This window comes from Mycobacterium sp. 012931 (genome assembly GCF_000419295.1).
Taxonomy (GTDB): Bacteria; Actinomycetota; Actinomycetes; order Mycobacteriales; family Mycobacteriaceae; genus Mycobacterium; species Mycobacterium marinum.
Map to the genome: position 1 here is coordinate 4,952,364 of NZ_AOPX01000001.1, position 16,368 is coordinate 4,968,731.

Annotated in this window: 14 protein-coding genes and 2 pseudogenes; 1 reads left to right on the forward strand and 15 read right to left on the reverse strand. The window is 65.0% G+C overall.

All coding sequences use genetic code 11. From position 1 onward, the window contains the following. Positions 1-90: 90 nt before the first annotated feature. The 15 genes and pseudogenes from hpf to MMSP_RS21815 all read right to left on the reverse strand — a co-directional run bounded on the left by hpf (position 91) and on the right by MMSP_RS21815 (position 14,899). The gene (gene hpf / locus MMSP_RS21750) at positions 91-780 is read right to left on the reverse strand and encodes a ribosome hibernation-promoting factor, HPF/YfiA family (RefSeq protein ID WP_036426856.1); all 690 of its coding nucleotides are present in this window, start codon (positions 778-780) and stop codon (positions 91-93) included. A 341-nt stretch (positions 781-1,121) separates the two neighbouring features. Beyond that, positions 1,122-1,757: pseudogene (locus MMSP_RS21755) on the reverse strand (ComF family protein). Between the two features lie 42 nt (positions 1,758-1,799). Beyond that, entirely contained in the window at positions 1,800-2,630 is an 831-nt protein-coding gene (locus tag MMSP_RS21760; protein ID WP_020788365.1) for a hypothetical protein, read from the reverse strand. 60 nt (positions 2,631-2,690) lie between these two features. Continuing rightward, entirely contained in the window at positions 2,691-4,451 is a 1,761-nt protein-coding gene (gene lpqB / locus MMSP_RS21765; RefSeq protein WP_036427479.1) for an MtrAB system accessory lipoprotein LpqB, read from the reverse strand. Between the two features lie 17 nt (positions 4,452-4,468). Continuing rightward, positions 4,469-6,148, reverse strand: a complete 1,680-nt coding sequence (gene mtrB, locus MMSP_RS21770; RefSeq protein WP_012393168.1) for an MtrAB system histidine kinase MtrB — start codon at positions 6,146-6,148, stop codon at positions 4,469-4,471. 49 nt (positions 6,149-6,197) lie between these two features. After that, positions 6,198-6,884, reverse strand: coding sequence for a two-component system response regulator MtrA (mtrA, locus tag MMSP_RS21775; protein ID WP_015354856.1), 687 nt, complete (start codon positions 6,882-6,884; stop codon positions 6,198-6,200). Positions 6,885-6,954: 70 nt separating this feature from the next. Then, positions 6,955-7,608 (reverse strand): dTMP kinase, encoded by a 654-nt coding sequence (locus tag MMSP_RS21780; RefSeq protein WP_020788368.1) that lies wholly within the window; start codon positions 7,606-7,608, stop codon positions 6,955-6,957. A gap of 63 nt (positions 7,609-7,671) precedes the next feature. Continuing rightward, a pseudogene (locus MMSP_RS21785) lies at positions 7,672-8,751 on the reverse strand (hypothetical protein); the annotation flags it as partial. Beyond that, positions 8,658-8,939 (reverse strand): PE domain-containing protein, encoded by a 282-nt coding sequence (locus MMSP_RS29975; RefSeq protein ID WP_369797334.1) that lies wholly within the window; start codon positions 8,937-8,939, stop codon positions 8,658-8,660. The gene MMSP_RS29975 and the pseudogene MMSP_RS21785, both read right to left, overlap by 94 nt. A gap of 531 nt (positions 8,940-9,470) precedes the next feature. Further along, complete coding sequence (gene ahcY / locus MMSP_RS21790; protein ID WP_012393163.1) at positions 9,471-10,949, reverse strand: adenosylhomocysteinase; 1,479 nt, start codon at positions 10,947-10,949, stop codon at positions 9,471-9,473. A gap of 104 nt (positions 10,950-11,053) precedes the next feature. After that, positions 11,054-11,659 (reverse strand): TetR family transcriptional regulator, encoded by a 606-nt coding sequence (locus MMSP_RS21795; RefSeq protein WP_036427480.1) that lies wholly within the window; start codon positions 11,657-11,659, stop codon positions 11,054-11,056. Between the two features lie 41 nt (positions 11,660-11,700). Beyond that, positions 11,701-11,883 (reverse strand): rubredoxin, encoded by a 183-nt coding sequence (locus MMSP_RS21800; protein WP_011740541.1) that lies wholly within the window; start codon positions 11,881-11,883, stop codon positions 11,701-11,703. After that, the gene (locus tag MMSP_RS21805; RefSeq protein ID WP_020788371.1) at positions 11,884-12,054 is read right to left on the reverse strand and encodes a rubredoxin; all 171 of its coding nucleotides are present in this window, start codon (positions 12,052-12,054) and stop codon (positions 11,884-11,886) included. After that, positions 12,054-13,304 (reverse strand): alkane 1-monooxygenase, encoded by a 1,251-nt coding sequence (locus tag MMSP_RS21810; protein ID WP_020788372.1) that lies wholly within the window; start codon positions 13,302-13,304, stop codon positions 12,054-12,056. Before MMSP_RS21810 ends, MMSP_RS21805 begins: the two co-directional genes overlap by 1 nt. A gap of 110 nt (positions 13,305-13,414) precedes the next feature. Next, on the reverse strand, positions 13,415-14,899 hold the full coding sequence (locus tag MMSP_RS21815; RefSeq protein ID WP_012393160.1) for an APC family permease: 1,485 nt from the start codon (positions 14,897-14,899) through the stop codon (positions 13,415-13,417). 56 nt (positions 14,900-14,955) lie between these two features. Here MMSP_RS21815 and MMSP_RS21820 point away from each other — a divergent pair, with 56 nt between their 5' ends. Beyond that, the gene (locus MMSP_RS21820) at positions 14,956-16,344 is read left to right on the forward strand and encodes an NAD(P)/FAD-dependent oxidoreductase (protein ID WP_020788373.1); all 1,389 of its coding nucleotides are present in this window, start codon (positions 14,956-14,958) and stop codon (positions 16,342-16,344) included. The last annotated feature ends 24 nt before the right edge of the window (positions 16,345-16,368 follow it).

Here is a 16,368-nt window from a genome sequence, read left to right on the forward strand (position 1 = left end):
GTCCCTTGTGGGTAGGAGTCTTCTTCGGTTAGGCGACTCCCATCGTAGGTGACGACGCGGTAATGGCCGGTGATCGTCAGTCGAGCCCGGTCACGACAGTCGGATCAACCCGTAGTCATAGCCGTGCCGGCGGTACACCACGGTTGGCCGCTCGGTCTCCTGGTCGAAGAACAAGAAGAAGTCGTGTCCGACGAGTTCCATCTCGTAGAGCGCATCATCGACCGACATCGGCTTGGCCGGGTGTTCCTTGGTGCGCACGACCCGCCCGGGCTGGTGGTCCAACACCGCCCCATCATGTTCGTGCGGCTCGGCCGGCTCCGCGGCGAAAGCCATTTCGGGCGCTGTCGCCGTCGCGGTCGCCTCGGCTACCGAAACCGGGGTCTTGTCGCCGTAGTGAACCTTGCGCCGGTCCTTGGTGCGCCGCAGCCGGCTCTCAACCTTGACCACCGCAGATTCCAGGGCGGCGTAGAAGCTGTCGGCGCAGGCCTCGCCGCGCACAACCGGCCCCCGGCCGCGCGCGGTGATCTCCACCCGCTGACAAGACTTGCGCTGGCGACGGTTGCGTTCGTGGTCGAGTTCGACGTCGAACAGGTAGATGGTTCGGTCGAACCGCTCCAAGCGGGAGAGTTTCTGCGAAGCGTAGGTACGGAAGTGGTCGGGAATCTCGACGTTGCGGCCTTTGAAGACGATCTCGGCGGTCGCTTGCGGTTCCTCCGGTTGACCGGATTGTGCCGGCGCCTGGTCCAGAACCTGGTCGGAATCCACAGTTAGCCTTGTCATTCGTGACAACTCGTTTCTCTTTTCACGTCGCACGCGCCCTGCGTGCCCGGCTTTCTGATACGCGCCGACGGGGGTTGGAGCGGTTTGGAGCAAGCACCGCCGCAGGCTGCCCGCCGGAGCAAGATGTCGAGTAGCTCACCTCCTACCGCGGGTATTGCTGGAACCTAGGAGAATCGACCGTGAGTCTTCTCATTGAGTCTGAAATCTGCTCTCGACGTTAGCTGGTGTTTGCCCTACCGTGCCACCTAATTGGCACACGTGTTGTGTGTTCTTCACCGTCTCTTGGCAGATTCATCGGGTTGCGCGGATGCGTTGACATTCACGGCTTTCGATTCGCCCCATCACGCCGCCGCGATGGTCAGCACGGCGGCCACCCGAACCCCGGCGGCCCGCAGCACCCGAACCGACTCCCGCACCGTCGCCCCGGTCGTCACGACGTCGTCGACGACGACGATTTCGGTGCCCAGTCGCTGTCCCTTCAGCATCAGCACGCGGCCCGCGGCGTTGCGTTCCCGGGCCGAGCTACCCAGGCCCACCGAGTCGCGAGCCAGTGCTCTCATCCGCAGCGCCTAGACTACGGCGATGTCAGGGTGAGCCGCCACCGCCGCGTCCGCGATCCGGGTGATGGGGTCCCCGCCCCGGCGCCGCGCCGCGGCACGCCTGGTCGGTGCGGGCACGAGCGTCAGCGGGGTGCCGACGATGCCCCAGCACAGCAGCCGATGGACACCGACGGCCAGCGCCCGGGCCAACGGCGCCACGAGGTCGCCGCGACCGCGTTCCTTCAGGGCCAGGATCGCGTGGCGCCGCGCACCCGCGTAGCGACCCAACGCGAACACCGGCACCTGCGGGTCGGCCCGGGGGCTGACCACATGCGGGCGGGTGGCGGCCACCGCGAGCTCGGTGGCGCAGGCAGCGCACCACCGCGTCGATGGGGCTCCGCAGCCGCCGCATTCCAGCGGCAAGACGAGGTCGAGCACGAAAGAAGTGTCGCCGCTCGGGGTGACATCCGAGGCCGGCGTTCAGTCCGAGCCGCGCAACGGGGAGGGCCAACTGAAGCTGAGCGCTCCCTGGCTCAGCCGGGTGATCAGGTCCTCTAGGCGCCGCAGCGGCAACTCCATGCGCCACTCGGGCAGCAGCGCAGACAGCTGCAGTGCATCCAGTCCGAGGTTGACGTGGGTGATCAGCAATCCGTGCGGCAGTGGCGGCAGCGGTACCTGGTAGGCGGGCATCCGGGCCGGCAAAGACCAGCGTCGGCGTCCGGTCATCACGGCGCGGGGTCGCAGCCACAGCGTCGTCCCCACCACGTCGGCGTCCACCTCCAGTCCGCCCCACTCGGGCCGGCGCGACCAGCGCAGTCGGGCGGTCCCATCCTCGGACAGCTCGCTGCGCAGCTGCGGATCCACCTGCTGCAGCACCTCGTCGAAGATCGCCGCCGGCAGCACCGAGGACAACTCGACCGGTGCCGCCACCACCATCGGTGGTACCCCCGGGCGGATGTGCACGTTGCGCAGGACCGCGACCGCGCTCTGCAGCCGCTGCTCATCCCAGCTGACATCCCGGGCGGCCACCCGGACCTCGCCGAGCTGCCCGACGGCAAGGCCCTGCGGGTCCAGCACGGAGTCCAACTCGGTGACGGTGAGCACCACGTCCTGGTCGCCCATGCGCACGGTGACTTCCTTGCCGACAAGCAGTTGCTGCAGCGTCATGAACAGCGTCCGGTATGGCATGGCGACGGCCTGGGCGGCTCCCGCGCTCACCGACTGCAAACCGGTTGATGACCATAGCGAGCCCAGCATTTCCAGCGCGCGGAACGGATCATCCCAACGCAGGAAAGGAACTTTGGGCGACATCGGAAAGCGACTCCTCACTACGAGGGTAGTTGGCCCGCCCGGCCCGGCGCAGCCCAGCGGTTATCCCGGCAACACCGGCGCCGCCCCGGCCACCATCAGGCCGGGCACTTCCGCCCAGCTCTGTTGGCCTTCGGCGGATGAGGCCGAGTACATCATCACCCCTTGCGGTCCGGCGACGTACACCGTCGAGGGGTTGGCCGCGATGGCGAACAGCGGAATCTGCAGACCGCGCGCCGGCGCATCGGAATTCACTCCGTCCAGGTTCACATACGACACCGGATGGCCGACGTCGTTACGGGTCACCACGATGTCATCGCCGGTTCGCCAGGACAACGAGACCACCGAGGTACCAAGCCCAAAACCCAGCCGCCGCGGGTAGGTCAGGGCGAACTGGCCGGCCTGGGTCTGCTCGACGCTGGACAGAATCACCCGCCCGTCAATCACCATCGCCGCGCGGGTGCCGTCCCGGGAGAGCTGCAGATCGGTGATCGCCCCGGGGAAGCGACTGGACACCGCGGTGGAGTCGACGGGAATCCGGGCCGGCTGTCCGGACGCAGGTTCTTGGATCGCGCGCAGCACATTGTTGGTGTCGACCACCACCCAGACCGCGTCGTCGAGCGACCAGCTGGGCCGCGACAGATTGTGGCCGTCGGCGGCTTGCACCGCCTCGGCGCCGAGCTCACCGATCCACAGTGAGGCGGCCACGTCGGGGGCGCCGCGCCGCAGCGTCACCACCGAGGCCACCAGGCGACCGGTGCGTGACAACGCCGCACCGGTCTGGTCCCCCATCCGACCGAAGGCTCCCCCGACGGTGGTGATCCGCTGTCCGTCCAGCGCCACGAGTGACCCCCCCACCAGGGCGTGCAGTCCCGCCCCGGCTCCGTCGGCTACCCCCGGGTCGGTGGCGGCGACATCGGAGGTGGTCCACCCTTCGGCGAACCGGTCATCCAGCGGGGCACCGTCGGCGTTGATCACATAGGGCCCTCGGATGTCCGCTCGGGCCAACGTCCAAATGATCTGCGCGGCCAGCAATTGCCGGCTGTGCGGATCGGTGGTGGACAGCTTCTCCAGGTCGATGCGCGCGCCACCGTATCCCTTGCCGATGCCGCTCTTGCCGCCATCGGCCCGCGTCACCGGACCGCGCAGCCGCAACGGCGGCGCCAGCAGGTTGCGCACCGAATGCGCCATCTCCGGACGTGGGCCGGCCAGCAGCTTGGACACCAGCTCGGTGGCCAGCTGGTCATGGTCGGACACGGCAACATAGCGTGGGTCGGGAACCACCGTCTTGCCGGTCGGGTCCGCGAAATACAGCGTGTTGCGCTTGTAGGTGGATTGGAATTGCTGCCAGTCCAGGAAGACTCCGTTGGGCAGCCGATCGATGCGCCAGCCGCCGGAGGTCTTGACCAACTCGATCGGCCCCGGGTCGGGTAACTCGCCTTCGGCGGTCTCGAAGACTCCCATATCGGACAGTGAGCCCAGGATGTCTGCCCGCATGGTCGCCGAAACCCGTTCGGCGCCACGGGTTTCCACGAAGACCACGTGGTCGATCAGCAGGGCGCTACCGGCATCGTCCCACGCGTTGGAGGCCGACTGGGTGAGGAACTGCCGCGCCGCCAGATGCCGGTTGGCCGGATCGGCCGTGGCTTTGAGGAATTCCCGCAGCAGCACGTCAGGATCCATGCCCGGGATCGGCTTGGGCAGATTCGACGGCGCCGGACGCTCCACGGTGCCGATGGCTTGTGGAGCTGATGAACTCGGCACGCTCGCGCAGCCACCGAGCAGCACAGCCGCGAACACCAGGGCAAATACCGACCGAACCATCGTCGGAAACTCCCGCATCAGCCGCTCCACTCCGCGTGCTCACGGGGGCGCAGGCGGTCGGTGTGCTCCAGCGCATTCGGTTGCGCCGCCGGTTGCGGGATCGGCTTCATGGGCAGCGGGCTGGTAGTGACCTTGTGGCCCCGAACCAGCGGCAAGGTCAGCCGGAAGCAGGCACCCTGGCCGGGTTCGCCCCAGGCTTCCAGCCGGCCCTGGTGCAGCCGCGCGTCCTCGACGCTGATGGCCAGACCCAGCCCGGTGCCGCCGGACCGGCGCACCCGGGACGGATCCGCCCGCCAGAAGCGGCTGAACACCAACTTCTCCTCGCCGGGCCGCAGTCCCACGCCGTAGTCGCGGACGGTGACCGCGACGGTATCTTCGTCGGCGCCCATCCGAATCCGCACCGGCTTGTGCTCGGCGTGATCGATGGCGTTGGCAATCAGATTGCGCAGTATCCGTTCCACCCGGCGCGCATCGACCTCGGCGATCACCTCGCTGTCCGGCATCTCCACCAACAACTCGATGCCGGCCTCCTCGGCCAGGTGACCCACGTTGCCGAGCGCGCTGTTGACGGTGGTGCGCAGGTCGACCGCCTCAACCGACAGCTCGGCCACACCGGCGTCGTGGCGCGAGATCTCGAGGAGGTCGTTGAGCAAGGACTCGAACCGGTCCAGTTCGTTGACCATCAACTCGGTGGAGCGCCGCAGCGTCGGATCCAGGTCGGCGCTGTGGTCATAGATCAGGTCGGCGGCCATCCGGACCGTGGTCAGCGGGGTGCGCAGCTCATGACTGACATCGGAGGTGAACCGACGCTGCAGGTTGCCGAACTCCTCGAGCTGGGTGATCTGACGAGACAGGCTTTCGGCCATGTCGTTGAACGACAGCGCCAACCGCGCCATGTCATCCTCACCACGCACCGGCATCCGTTCGGACAGGTGTCCCTCGGCGAAGCGCTCGGCGATCCGCGATGCGGACCGGACCGGGACCACGACTTGACGCGAGACCAGCAACGCGATACCGGCCAGCAGGACCAGCAGTACCAGGCTGCCGGTGGCCATCGTGCCGCGCACCAGCGTGATCGTGGCCTGCTCATTGGCCAGCGGAAAGATCAGGTACAGCTCGAGATTGGCCACCCGCGACGACGTCGGGGTGCCGACGATGAGCGCCGGCCCGGAGAAGCCATCGGTATGCACGGTGGCGTACTGATATGCGGCCTGCCCCGCCTTGACGAAGCCGCGCAATGCGCTGGGCACCTGGTCGACAGGGCCGGCCGCGGAGGCAGCGCGCGGACCGTCACCCGGCACCATCAGCACCGCATCAAACGCACCGGCCTGACCGGCACCCGAGGCCGGATCGGTCTTCGAGGTCAAAGTGTTGCGGGCAAGCTGAAGACTGCTGTCCAGCGAGCGGGTCTCCTCGCCGTTGACTATTCCGCTAACGGTGTTGCGGGCCCGCTCGATCTGGTCGATGGCGGCTTTGACCTTGATATCGAGCACGCGGTTGGTGACCTGACTGGTCAGCACGAAGCCCAGCGCCATGACGACAGCCAGCGAAAGCCCCAGCGTCAGCGCCACCACGCGCAGTTGCAGCGACCGACGCCACGCAACGCCAACGGCTCGGCTCAACGCGCTCAACCCGCGCGTCATCGGACCGGAACGCCCCCAGCGACCCCGCATGCGCCGTCGCGAGCCCCAGATCACTGGCACCGATCCTCAGCATCGCCGCGCTCTGCATCGTCGCCGGTGCAGATCACGGAGGTCCGGCCTTGTAACCCACTCCTCGAACGGTCAATACCACGGTCGGGTTCTCAGGGTCTTTCTCAACCTTGGCCCGCAGACGCTGGACATGCACGTTCACCAGGCGGGTATCCGCCGGGTGCCGGTACCCCCACACCTGTTCGAGCAGCACATCACGAGTAAACACCTGGCGCGGTTTGCGTGCCAACGCAACGAGCAGGTCGAACTCCAGCGGCGTGAGCGAGATCTGCTCGCCGTTGCGGGTGACCTTGTGCGCCGGCACGTCGATGTCGACGTCGGCGATGGACAGCATCTCGGCGGGCTCGTCGTCGTTGCGGCGCAGCCGCGCCCGCACCCGGGCCACCAGCTCCTTGGGCTTGAACGGCTTCATGATGTAGTCGTCAGCGCCAGACTCCAGGCCGAGAACCACATCGACGGTGTCGGTCTTGGCGGTCAGCATCACGATCGGCACCCCGGAATCGGCGCGCAGCACCCGGCACACGTCGATCCCGTTCATCCCGGGCAACATCAAATCCAACAGCACCAAGTCCGGGCGCAACTCGCGCACCGCAGTCAGGGCCTGAGTACCGTCGCCGATGACCGCGGTATCGAAACCCTCCCCACGCAACACAATGGTGAGCATCTCCGCCAACGAAGCGTCGTCGTCGACAACCAGAATCCTTTGCCTCATGGTGTCCATGGTGGCACCAGATTGGGACAAAACTGGCGCACCACACGGGCGTTTCGCGCTTGATTAGGGCAAATACCCCTCAATTTCCCCCCTCTGGGGCCGTCGGCGACATCAATGTCGCCGCCAGAGCCCCCGGATCGACGTCCGCGTCGACAACCAGCCACCGACCACCCCAGCCCGCGGCGGCCAGCTCGGCGTACACCGAGCCGGTGCGCTGCTGCAGCCCATCGTCGCGTTCGTAGCTGTCGCGGGGCCGGCCCGGGTCGCTGCGGGCCCGCCCACGCGACCTCTCGTCGGCCAGCTCGACAGGCACCGCGAGCAGTACCTGCCAGTCCGGTTCGGGCAGCCCGAACCGCTCATACTCCATCCGCCCCACCCAGGCCACAGCTTCCCCCGCCGAGTCCTGATGCAGGCGCGCCGCGCTGTAGGCGGCGTTGGACGCCACGTAGCGGTCCAGAATCACCACCTCGTAGGCCAGACACAAGCCGTGGATCTCGTCGACCGCGGCGGCGCGGTCCAGCGCGAACAGGGACGCCATCGCGAACACCGAGGACGCGAGATCGCCGTGCTCGCCGTGTAGCGCCTCGGCCGCGATATCGGCCGCGACCGAGTTTCCGTAGCGCGGGAAGGCCAGCGTGGCCACCGATCTTCCGGCGGCTTCGAACTCCTTGCGCAGACCCTCGGACAAAGTTCGCTTGCCCGCGCCGTCAACGCCTTCGATCGCGATCAGCACGGCATCAGCCTATTGCGCGCCGTGCGGCACTTCTGCGGAGCATGTCGGTGCCCATCCGCACGGTCAGTGAATCGGCCCTGACTTGACGTTCTGGGCGTTGAACGAGCCTGATACCTGGTTACCCAGGTTCCCGAACCCCGAATTGAAGGTCTCCAACAACCCCGGGGTGAAGGTGCCCGCATTGAAGAAGCCGGAGATGAACGTCCCGGAACTGTTGACGAAGCCCGACATGAAGCCGGGGTTGATGCCCTCGGGGCCGGTGTTGCGAAAGCCCGAACTAAACCAGGGCTCCGGCGTTCCCTGCGAACTAAACGAACCGGCATTCAGGAAACCGGATCCGAAGTTTCCGTGGTTCTCGAAGCCCGAAGAGCTCACGGTGCCGCCCTTTATGTTGTCGCCGGAATCGAAGCCCGAGTTACCGACGCCCTGGTTAAAGGCGCCCGATTGGTTGACGCCCCCTTTACCGAATGGGCCATCGAAATCATTGGAGAAGCCCGAGTTCACCACCGGCTGATCAAAGGGACTGAACGCGCCGGTATTGAGGTTGCCCGCATTGAGGATGCCGGTATTCGTGCCGCCGGAATTTGCGTAGCCCGTATTGATGCTGCCCGAGTTCCAGTCGCCGGTGTTGGTGCTGCCGCCGTTGAAGCTACCGAAGTTGGCGGTGCCGGCGTTGAAGAAGCCGGTGTTGGTGTCACCGGAGTTGAACAGGCCGGTGTTGGTGTCATTGAACAGGCCGGTGCTGGTGTCACCGGAGTTGAACAGGCCCGTGTTGGTGTGACCCGCGTTGAAGTAGCCGGTGTTGGTGGAACCCGAGTTTCCCCAGCCGGTGGTTAGTGTCCCCGAGCTCCCGACACCCGAATTGAACTCCCCCGAGGTGAAAAATTCCGTGCTCAGCGGCCCAACTCCCAAGCCCGAGTTCGCGATGCCGATGTTCTTGTCGCCGGAGTTGAAGAAACCGACATTGTCGTTGCCGGAGTTGAACAGGCCGATATTTCCGTGGCCACTGTTGAGCGCACCGAAGTTGATGCCGATCTGGTTGTCGCCGGTCAGCCCGATACCAATGTTGTTGCTGCCGTTGTTTCCGAAGCCGAGGTTATGGCTACCCAGGTTCCCCAGGGCTCCGGCGTTAACGCCGGAGCCCTGCCAAACCCCCCAAACACCGCCGCAATCGCCACCGACACCTCATCACCGGCAGCCGCCGTCACCGACGTCGTCGCCCCCGCCGCCGCCGCATTAGCCGCACCCACCACCGACCCAATCCCGGCCGCATCGGTTGCCGCGGCCGCCACCCACTCCGGAACCACACTCACAAACGACACAACACCCACCGCCCATCCACCCAAAGGCAAAGACCCGACCCGGACCCAACCGGTCCAAACACGCTATATTCGCAGGTCAGCGATGTATCCGTAGAAAAATCAGGTTGTCGAAAGTTGAGTAGCACCGCTCCCGCACGCCGCCCACCAGCGTCTTAGCCACCCCAACCCAAACTGCACAAACAACCACCGGCAACCACCAAACCCGTCTCAACACCGAGACAGACCCACAAACACCCCAACCATCACCCGCGCCCCGGTCCCACCACACCCCAACTCATGCACTCGGGTGTCTGGGGTTGCGGTCTTCGATGATGTCGCCACTCGGATCAGCGGCCGCCTATGGGGGCTTCGGGGGAACGGGCAGTCCCGCGGTGGCCGTCATGGCGATCGCCGCTACCGACACTTGGGTCGCGCGTCCGCTCACGACCGCCTAACGGTCGAAGCCACAACAGCGCGATTGCAGCGGGCACTTGCCGTACCCGCCAAAAGCGGAAGCCACGCGGGCAGCGGTGCAGCTACCAGCGTGGCTTCCGTTGAGTGTCAGTAGCGGTAGTGGTCGGGCTTGTAGGGGCCTTCGACGTCCACGCCGAGGTATTCGGCCTGGTCCTTGGTGAGCTTGGTCAGGCGACCGCCAAGGGCTTCGACGTGGATGCGCGCCACCTTCTCGTCGAGGTGCTTGGGCAGCCGGTAGACCTCGTTGTCGTATTCGTCGTTCTTGGTCCACAGCTCGATCTGGGCGATCGTCTGGTTGGCGAAGCTGTTGCTCATCACGAAGGAGGGGTGCCCGGTGGCGTTGCCCAGGTTCAGCAGACGGCCCTCGGACAGCACGATGATCGAGCGACCGGTGTCGCCGAAGGTCCACAGATCGACCTGCGGCTTGATGTTGGTACGCGTGGCTCCGGAACGCTCCAGGCCGGCCATGTCGATCTCGTTGTCGAAGTGGCCGATGTTGCCCAGGATCGAATGATCCTTCATCGCCTTGATGTGCTCGAGCATGATGATGTCTTTGTTACCGGTCGATGTGACGACGATGTCGGCGTCGCCGATGGCGTCCTCGACGGTAACCACGTCGAAGCCCTCCATCATGGCCTGCAACGCGTTGATCGGGTCGATCTCGGTGACCGAGACGCGGGCACCCTGGCCCTTCATCGCCTCCGCACAACCCTTGCCGACGTCACCGTAACCACAGATCAACACCTTCTTGCCACCGATCAGCGCATCGGTGCCGCGGTTGATGCCGTCGATCAACGAGTGCCGGGTGCCGTACTTGTTGTCGAACTTGGACTTGGTGACCGAGTCGTTGACGTTGATCGCCGGGAAGGCCAGATCCCCGGCCGCGGCGAATTGGTAAAGCCGCAGCACGCCGGTGGTGGTCTCCTCGGTGACGCCCTTGACCGACTCCGCGATCTTGGTCCACTTGCCCTTGTCGGTCTCGAAGCGGCTGCGCAGCAGGCCCAGGAAGACCTTCCACTCGGCCGAGTCGTCTTCCTCGGCCGGAGGCACCACACCGGCCTTCTCGTACTGCATCCCGCGCAGCACCAGCATGGTGGCATCGCCACCGTCGTCGAGGATCATGTTCGCCGGCTTGTCCGAGTCGGGCCACGTCAGCATCTGCTCGGCGCACCACCAGTACTCTTCAAGCGATTCGCCCTTCCAGGCGAACACCGGGACGCCCTTGGGCTCCTCGGGGGTGCCATGCGGGCCGACGACAACGGCGGCCGCCGCATGGTCTTGGGTCGAGAAGATGTTGCATGACGCCCAACGAACTTCGGCGCCTAGCGCGGTGAGGGTTTCAATCAACACCGCGGTCTGGACGGTCATGTGCAGCGAACCCGAGATACGGGCACCTTTGAGAGGTTGCACCTCGGCGTACTCGCGGCGCAGCGACATCAGGCCGGGCATCTCGTGCTCAGCGATCCGCAGTTCTTTGCGCCCGAAATCCGCTAGCGACAAATCGGCAATCTTGAAATCGATGCCGTTCTTCGTGTCGGCAGATAGCGAAGTTTCGGTAGTCGTCATACGGGTTACATCCTTACTTAGGGGACCTATGAAAAACTGAGCAGACTACTCTGGCTATAAATGCTCTCGCGCCACTGTATCCCTCGGCCCCCAAGCCGCGCAGGTCAGGGGACGTTAATCACACCATGACGCTCGGCGAACGGGGTCATCAGCCTAGCCAGATCCGCCGCCACATTGTGGTCGGCCTCCGGCGGCATCGACACATAACTCAACGACAGACGTACGATCGCCCGCGCCATCACATTGGCGTCGTCGTCGCTGGTCGTCACCCAGGTCTGGGTGAAGGCCGTCGCCAGTCGAGCCGAGGCACGCGTGATGATCGGCGCGCTGTCTGTGGTGATGAGCTGTAGCAGGTCGGGCTTGGCCACCCCGGTCAGCAGCGAGATCACCAGCGGGTCGGCCGCCGACTCACCGAAGAATGACCGAAAGCCCTGCAGGAACGCCTCGTAGATGTTGCCGACGTTGGCGTCCAGGGCGGCATGCACCTTGTCGACCAGGCGGTCGGCCAGACGCAATGCGTAGCCCTGCGCAAGGCCTTGCCGCGAGCCGAACTCGTTGTAGATGGTCTGGCGGCTGATGCCCGCGGACCGGGCAACGTCGGACAAGGTGATCGCCGACCAGTCGCGGGTCAACAGCAGATCACGCATGGCATCCAGGACCGAATCACGCAGCAGGACGCGGGAGGCTTCGGCGTAGGGAACGCGCTTCACAGGGCCGACGATATCTCTTTTGGCGAAGGAGTTGGTGTCGATCACGGTCGAGCCACCTCCACCATCACGAAGTCCGCCTTTGCCGCACCGCAGTCGGGGCAACTCCAGTCCTCCGGGATGTCGTCCCATCTGGTGCCGGGTGCGATACCGTCTTCCGGCCAGCCCAGCGCTTCGTCGTACTCGAAGCCGCATTGGACGCACTGATACAACTTGTAGTCACTCACTTACTTGCCTCCCATCCTTTCGAAATCAACTTTCTCGCGCACTGAGCAGTCCGGACAGCACCAGTCGTCGGGAATCTGGTCCCACCGGGTGCCGGCCGGAAAACCTTCCCGCGGATCGCCTTTGCCCTCGCCATAGGTGTAATCGCAGACGGGACACCGGTAGGCGGTCATCACCCGATGCCTTGGTGCGAAGCCCCGTAGCGGGCCAGCATCTTGTCCCGCACCCGGGGGTGCAGGTTGACCTTGGTGATGTCACCGCCGTAGTGCTCGAGCACACGGTGGTCCATCACTTTGCGCCACAGCGGCGGGAAGTAGGTGAGCGAGATCATCGACGCGTACCCGCTGGGCAGGTTGGGAGCGCCGTCCATGCTGCGCAGCGTTTGGTACCGACGGGTGGGGTTGGCGTGGTGGTCGCTGTGTCGCTGCAGGTGGTAGAGGAACAGGTTGGTGACGATGTGGTCGGAGTTCCAGCTGTGCACCGGCGCGCAACGCTCATAACGGCCGTTGGAGGTCGGCTGCCGCAGCAGCCCGTAGTGCTCGAGGTAGTTGACCGCTTCCAGCAGGCAGAAGCCGAACACCGCCTGGATGATCACGAAGGGAATCAGCCCCAGCCCGAAGACCGCGATCAGCACGCCCCACAGCAGCACTGACATCGCCCAGGCGTTGAGCACGTCGTTGGACGGATAGGTCTTGGGGTTCCAGGGGCTGCACCCCTGCCGGCGCAGCCGTTGTGCCTCCAGCCCGATCGCCGAACGGAGGCTGCCGAAAACGGTGCGGGGCAGAAATTCCCAGAAGGTCTCCCCGAAGCGCGCCGATGCCGGGTCTTCCGGTGTGGAGACGCGCACGTGGTGGCCCCGGTTGTGCTCGATGTAGAAGTGGCCGTAGCCGGTCTGCGCCAGGGTGATCTTGGACAGCCAGCGTTCCAGCGAATCCTTCTTGTGCCCCATCTCGTGGGCGGTGTTGATGCCGACGCCGCCGAGAACCCCGACCGACAACGCCACACCGATCTTCCCCAACCAGTTCAAGCCGCCGTCAAAACCAAGCCAGCCGAGGTCCGAGGCGGTGAACAGGTAGGCCCCCAGCACCACGCTGAGGTACTGGAACGGGATGTAGATGTAGGTGCAGTAGCGGTAGTACTTGTCGTTTTCCAGCCGCTCCATCACCTCGTCCGGCGGGTTCTGCCCGTCAGGCCCGAACCCCAGGTCGAGCAGCGGCAGCAGGATGTAGACGAGCATGGGGCCCACCCACAGGGGCACCTGGGCGGCGAGGTGCCAGCCAAAGTGATTCAGCCCCCAGACGATCGGCAAGACCACGAACAGCGCGGTGGGGGCGATGAGCCCCATGAGCCAGAGATAGCGCTTCTTGTCTCGCCATTCGGTTTCCGGCGCATCAGGTACGTCGGACCTGAACTGTGTGGTCATATGCCAAACCTCCTCGTGAGTCACACCACGTAGGTTTGGACAATACGCACCTATTCGTCGGCCGTCTAGACACAGCTACCTATTTTGTCCAGTTAATTATCAAACGATCATTATTTGTCCATCGCGGCTTCGGCCAGCTGCCGACGACCCACCATCGAGTGCTTGCGCCCGTACCCGACGTAGATCACGGTGCCCACCAACAACCAGACGCCGAATCGGATCCATGTCAGGGCCGTCAGGTTCAGCATCAACCAAAGGCACGCGCAGAGCGAGGCGATGGGCAGCACTGGCACCCAGGGCGCGCGGAACCCACGCTCCAGGTCAGGCCGTTTCTTGCGCAATACGATCACGCCGGCCGAAACGAGGACGAACGCAAACAGCGTGCCGACGTTGACCATCTCTTCAAGCTTGGTGATCGGGAACACCGATGCCGTCGCACCCACCACCACCGCCACCAGCACGGTGATCCGAACCGGGGTGCCGCGTGCCCCGGTCTTGGCCAACTGGCGCGGCAACAGTCCGTCGCGCGCCATCGCGAACAACACCCGGCACTGCCCCAACATCAGCACCATCACCACGGTGGTCAATCCGGCCAGCGCACCCACCGAGATGATGCCGCTGGCCCAATACACACCGTTGGCCTTGAATGCCGTGGCCAAGTTCGCGTGTCCGCCGCCGGAGACCGTGCGTAGCTGGGTATAGGAGACCATTCCGGACAATACGATCGAAACGGCCACGTACAGCAGGGTGACAACACCGAGCGACACCAGAATTCCCCGCGGGACATCGCGTTGGGGATGTTTGGTCTCCTCTGCCATGGTGGCCACGATGTCGAAACCGATGAACGCGAAGAAGACGATCGAGGCCCCGGCCAACACGCCATACCAGCCGTAATGACTGCCCGGAGCACCGGTCAGCAGTGACAGCAAAGACTGATCGGCGCCTCTGCCCTCTGGCCCGGCCTCGGGTTCAGGAATGAACGGCGAATAGTTGGCGGCCTTGACGTAGAACGCCCCGACCACCACGACCAAGATCACGACCGCCACCTTGATGGTGGTGACCACGGCGGAAAACCTCGAGGACAATTTGGTGCCGTAGGCAACCAGCAGCGACACGATGGAAACGATCAGCAACGCACCCCAGTCGAGGCGTATCGATCCGAAATCGGCGGTGCCACCGGAGAATCCGAATACGGTGCCGAGGTAGCTGGACCAGCCCTTGGCGACCACCGCCGCGCCGATGGCCAATTCCAGCACCAGGTTCCAGCCGATCACCCACGCCAAAAACTCACCGAAAGTGGCGTAGGAGAACGTATAAGCGCTCCCCGCCACCGGCAGCGTCGAGGCGAATTCGGCATAGCACAGGGCCGCCAGCGCGCAGGTGCCCGCGGCGATCAGAAACGATATCCAGATGGCCGGGCCGGTGATGTCACCCGCGGTCGACGCCGTAACCGTGAAAATACCCGCCCCGATCACCACCGAGACACCAAAGACCACCAAATCACGCCAGGTGAGGTCCTTGCGCAGCCGTGTCTCCGGCTCGTCGGTGTCGGCGATTGACTGTTCTACCGACTTCGTGCGCAAACGACCGGCCATCAATTTGTCCCTCTCATCAACGGATGTGAACGCACAGTACTGGGTACGCTTCCGGGATGGGCGCGAGCGTAGAGAAGCGCGCCGTAAATCCCGCCGAACACGCGACCGTAATCGGCGCCAGTATCGGTGGTTTGTGCGCCGCGCCGGTGCTATCCGATTTCTATTCCAAGGTCATTGTCTGCGAACGCGACGACTTACCGAGCACGCCATCCGGGCGCGGCACGGTTCCTCAGGACCAGCACCTACACCTGCTGATGGTCCGCGGCGCGGCGGAGTTGGACACCCTGTTTCCGGGACTGCTGACCGACCTGGTGGCCGCGGGGGTGCCCATGCTCGACAACCGTCCGGATTGCATCTATCTCGGTGCCGCGGGCCATGTCCTGGGCACCGGCGCAAAGCTGCGCAAGCAATACACCGCCTATCTGCCGAGCCGGCCGCACCTGGAATGGCAGCTGCGACGACGGGTGCTTGCCCTCGGCAACGTCGAAATCCGGCAGCGCAAGGTTCGTGAGCCGCACTTCGATCCGGTACGCCAGCGGGTTACCGGACTGCTGCTCGATGACCACGACGGCGATCCAGAACTGATCGCCAGCGGCCTGGTAATCGACGCGGCCGGACGCGGCACCCGGTTGCCGGTGTGGTTGACCCAATGGGGATATCAGCGCCCACCGGAGGAAACCGTGGACATCGGCATCAACTACGCCAGCCAGCGGCTCCGTATCCCGGACGGCCTGATGCGGGAAAGGATCGTGGTCACCGGTGTCGGCCCAGGACAATCACTGGGGTTGGGCATGTTGTGCAACGAGGACGGCAGCTGGATCTTGACGACCTTCGGGGTGGCCAAGGTCAAGCCGCCCTCGACGTTCGGCGAGATGCGCGAACTCGCCTACCGGCTGCTCCCCAGCAGATTCGTTGCCGCGCTGGCGGCGGCCGGACCCATCGGCGAACCGGTGTTTCACGCATTTCCGGCCAGCAGATGGCGCCGCTACGACAAGCTGAGCCGCTTCCCGGCCGGAATCGTGGCGTTGGGGGATGCGGTGGCCAGCTTCAACCCCACCTTCGGGCAGGGCATGACCATGGCGTCGCTGCAAGCCGGTCATCTGCGCCGGGCCCTGCAATCCCACCCCGCCGAACCGGCGAACGAATTCAACCGGGCGACCGCCAAGACCATCCGACCGGTGTGGACGATGAACGCACTCACCGACCTTTGCTTCCAACACGCCGAGGGACGGATGCCGCGGTGGTACCGGCCGGTCGGGGGGCTCTACGACCAATTCCTCGGTGCCGCCGAAACCGATCCCGTTCTCGCCGAATGGTTCTTGCGCCGGATCTCGCTGCTCGACAGTCTCTACATGGTGCCGTCGCCACTGATCATCGGCCGCGCCGTCGCACACAACGCGCGGATGTGGCTTCGGCAGCGCCGGCCGAAACCACCGGCCACATGACGGTAGTAACGGCATGGCAATGGG

Coding starts and splice junctions, on each gene's coding strand:
- ahcY (WP_012393163.1), bottom strand. CDS start 10,949: ATGACGACTACCGAAACTTCGCTATCTGCCGACACGAAGAACGGCATC.
- mtrA (WP_015354856.1), bottom strand. CDS start 6,884: ATGGACACCATGAGGCAAAGGATTCTGGTTGTCGACGACGACGCTTCG.
- MMSP_RS21760 (WP_020788365.1), bottom strand. CDS start 2,630: ATGTCGCCCAAAGTTCCTTTCCTGCGTTGGGATGATCCGTTCCGCGCG.
- MMSP_RS21810 (WP_020788372.1), bottom strand. CDS start 13,304: ATGACCACACAGTTCAGGTCCGACGTACCTGATGCGCCGGAAACCGAA.
- MMSP_RS21820 (WP_020788373.1), top strand. CDS start 14,956: ATGGGCGCGAGCGTAGAGAAGCGCGCCGTAAATCCCGCCGAACACGCG.
- lpqB (WP_036427479.1), bottom strand. CDS start 4,451: ATGGTTCGGTCGGTATTTGCCCTGGTGTTCGCGGCTGTGCTGCTCGGT.
- MMSP_RS21805 (WP_020788371.1), bottom strand. CDS start 12,054: ATGACCGCCTACCGGTGTCCCGTCTGCGATTACACCTATGGCGAGGGC.
- MMSP_RS21815 (WP_012393160.1), bottom strand. CDS start 14,899: ATGGCCGGTCGTTTGCGCACGAAGTCGGTAGAACAGTCAATCGCCGAC.
- hpf (WP_036426856.1), bottom strand. CDS start 780: ATGACAAGGCTAACTGTGGATTCCGACCAGGTTCTGGACCAGGCGCCG.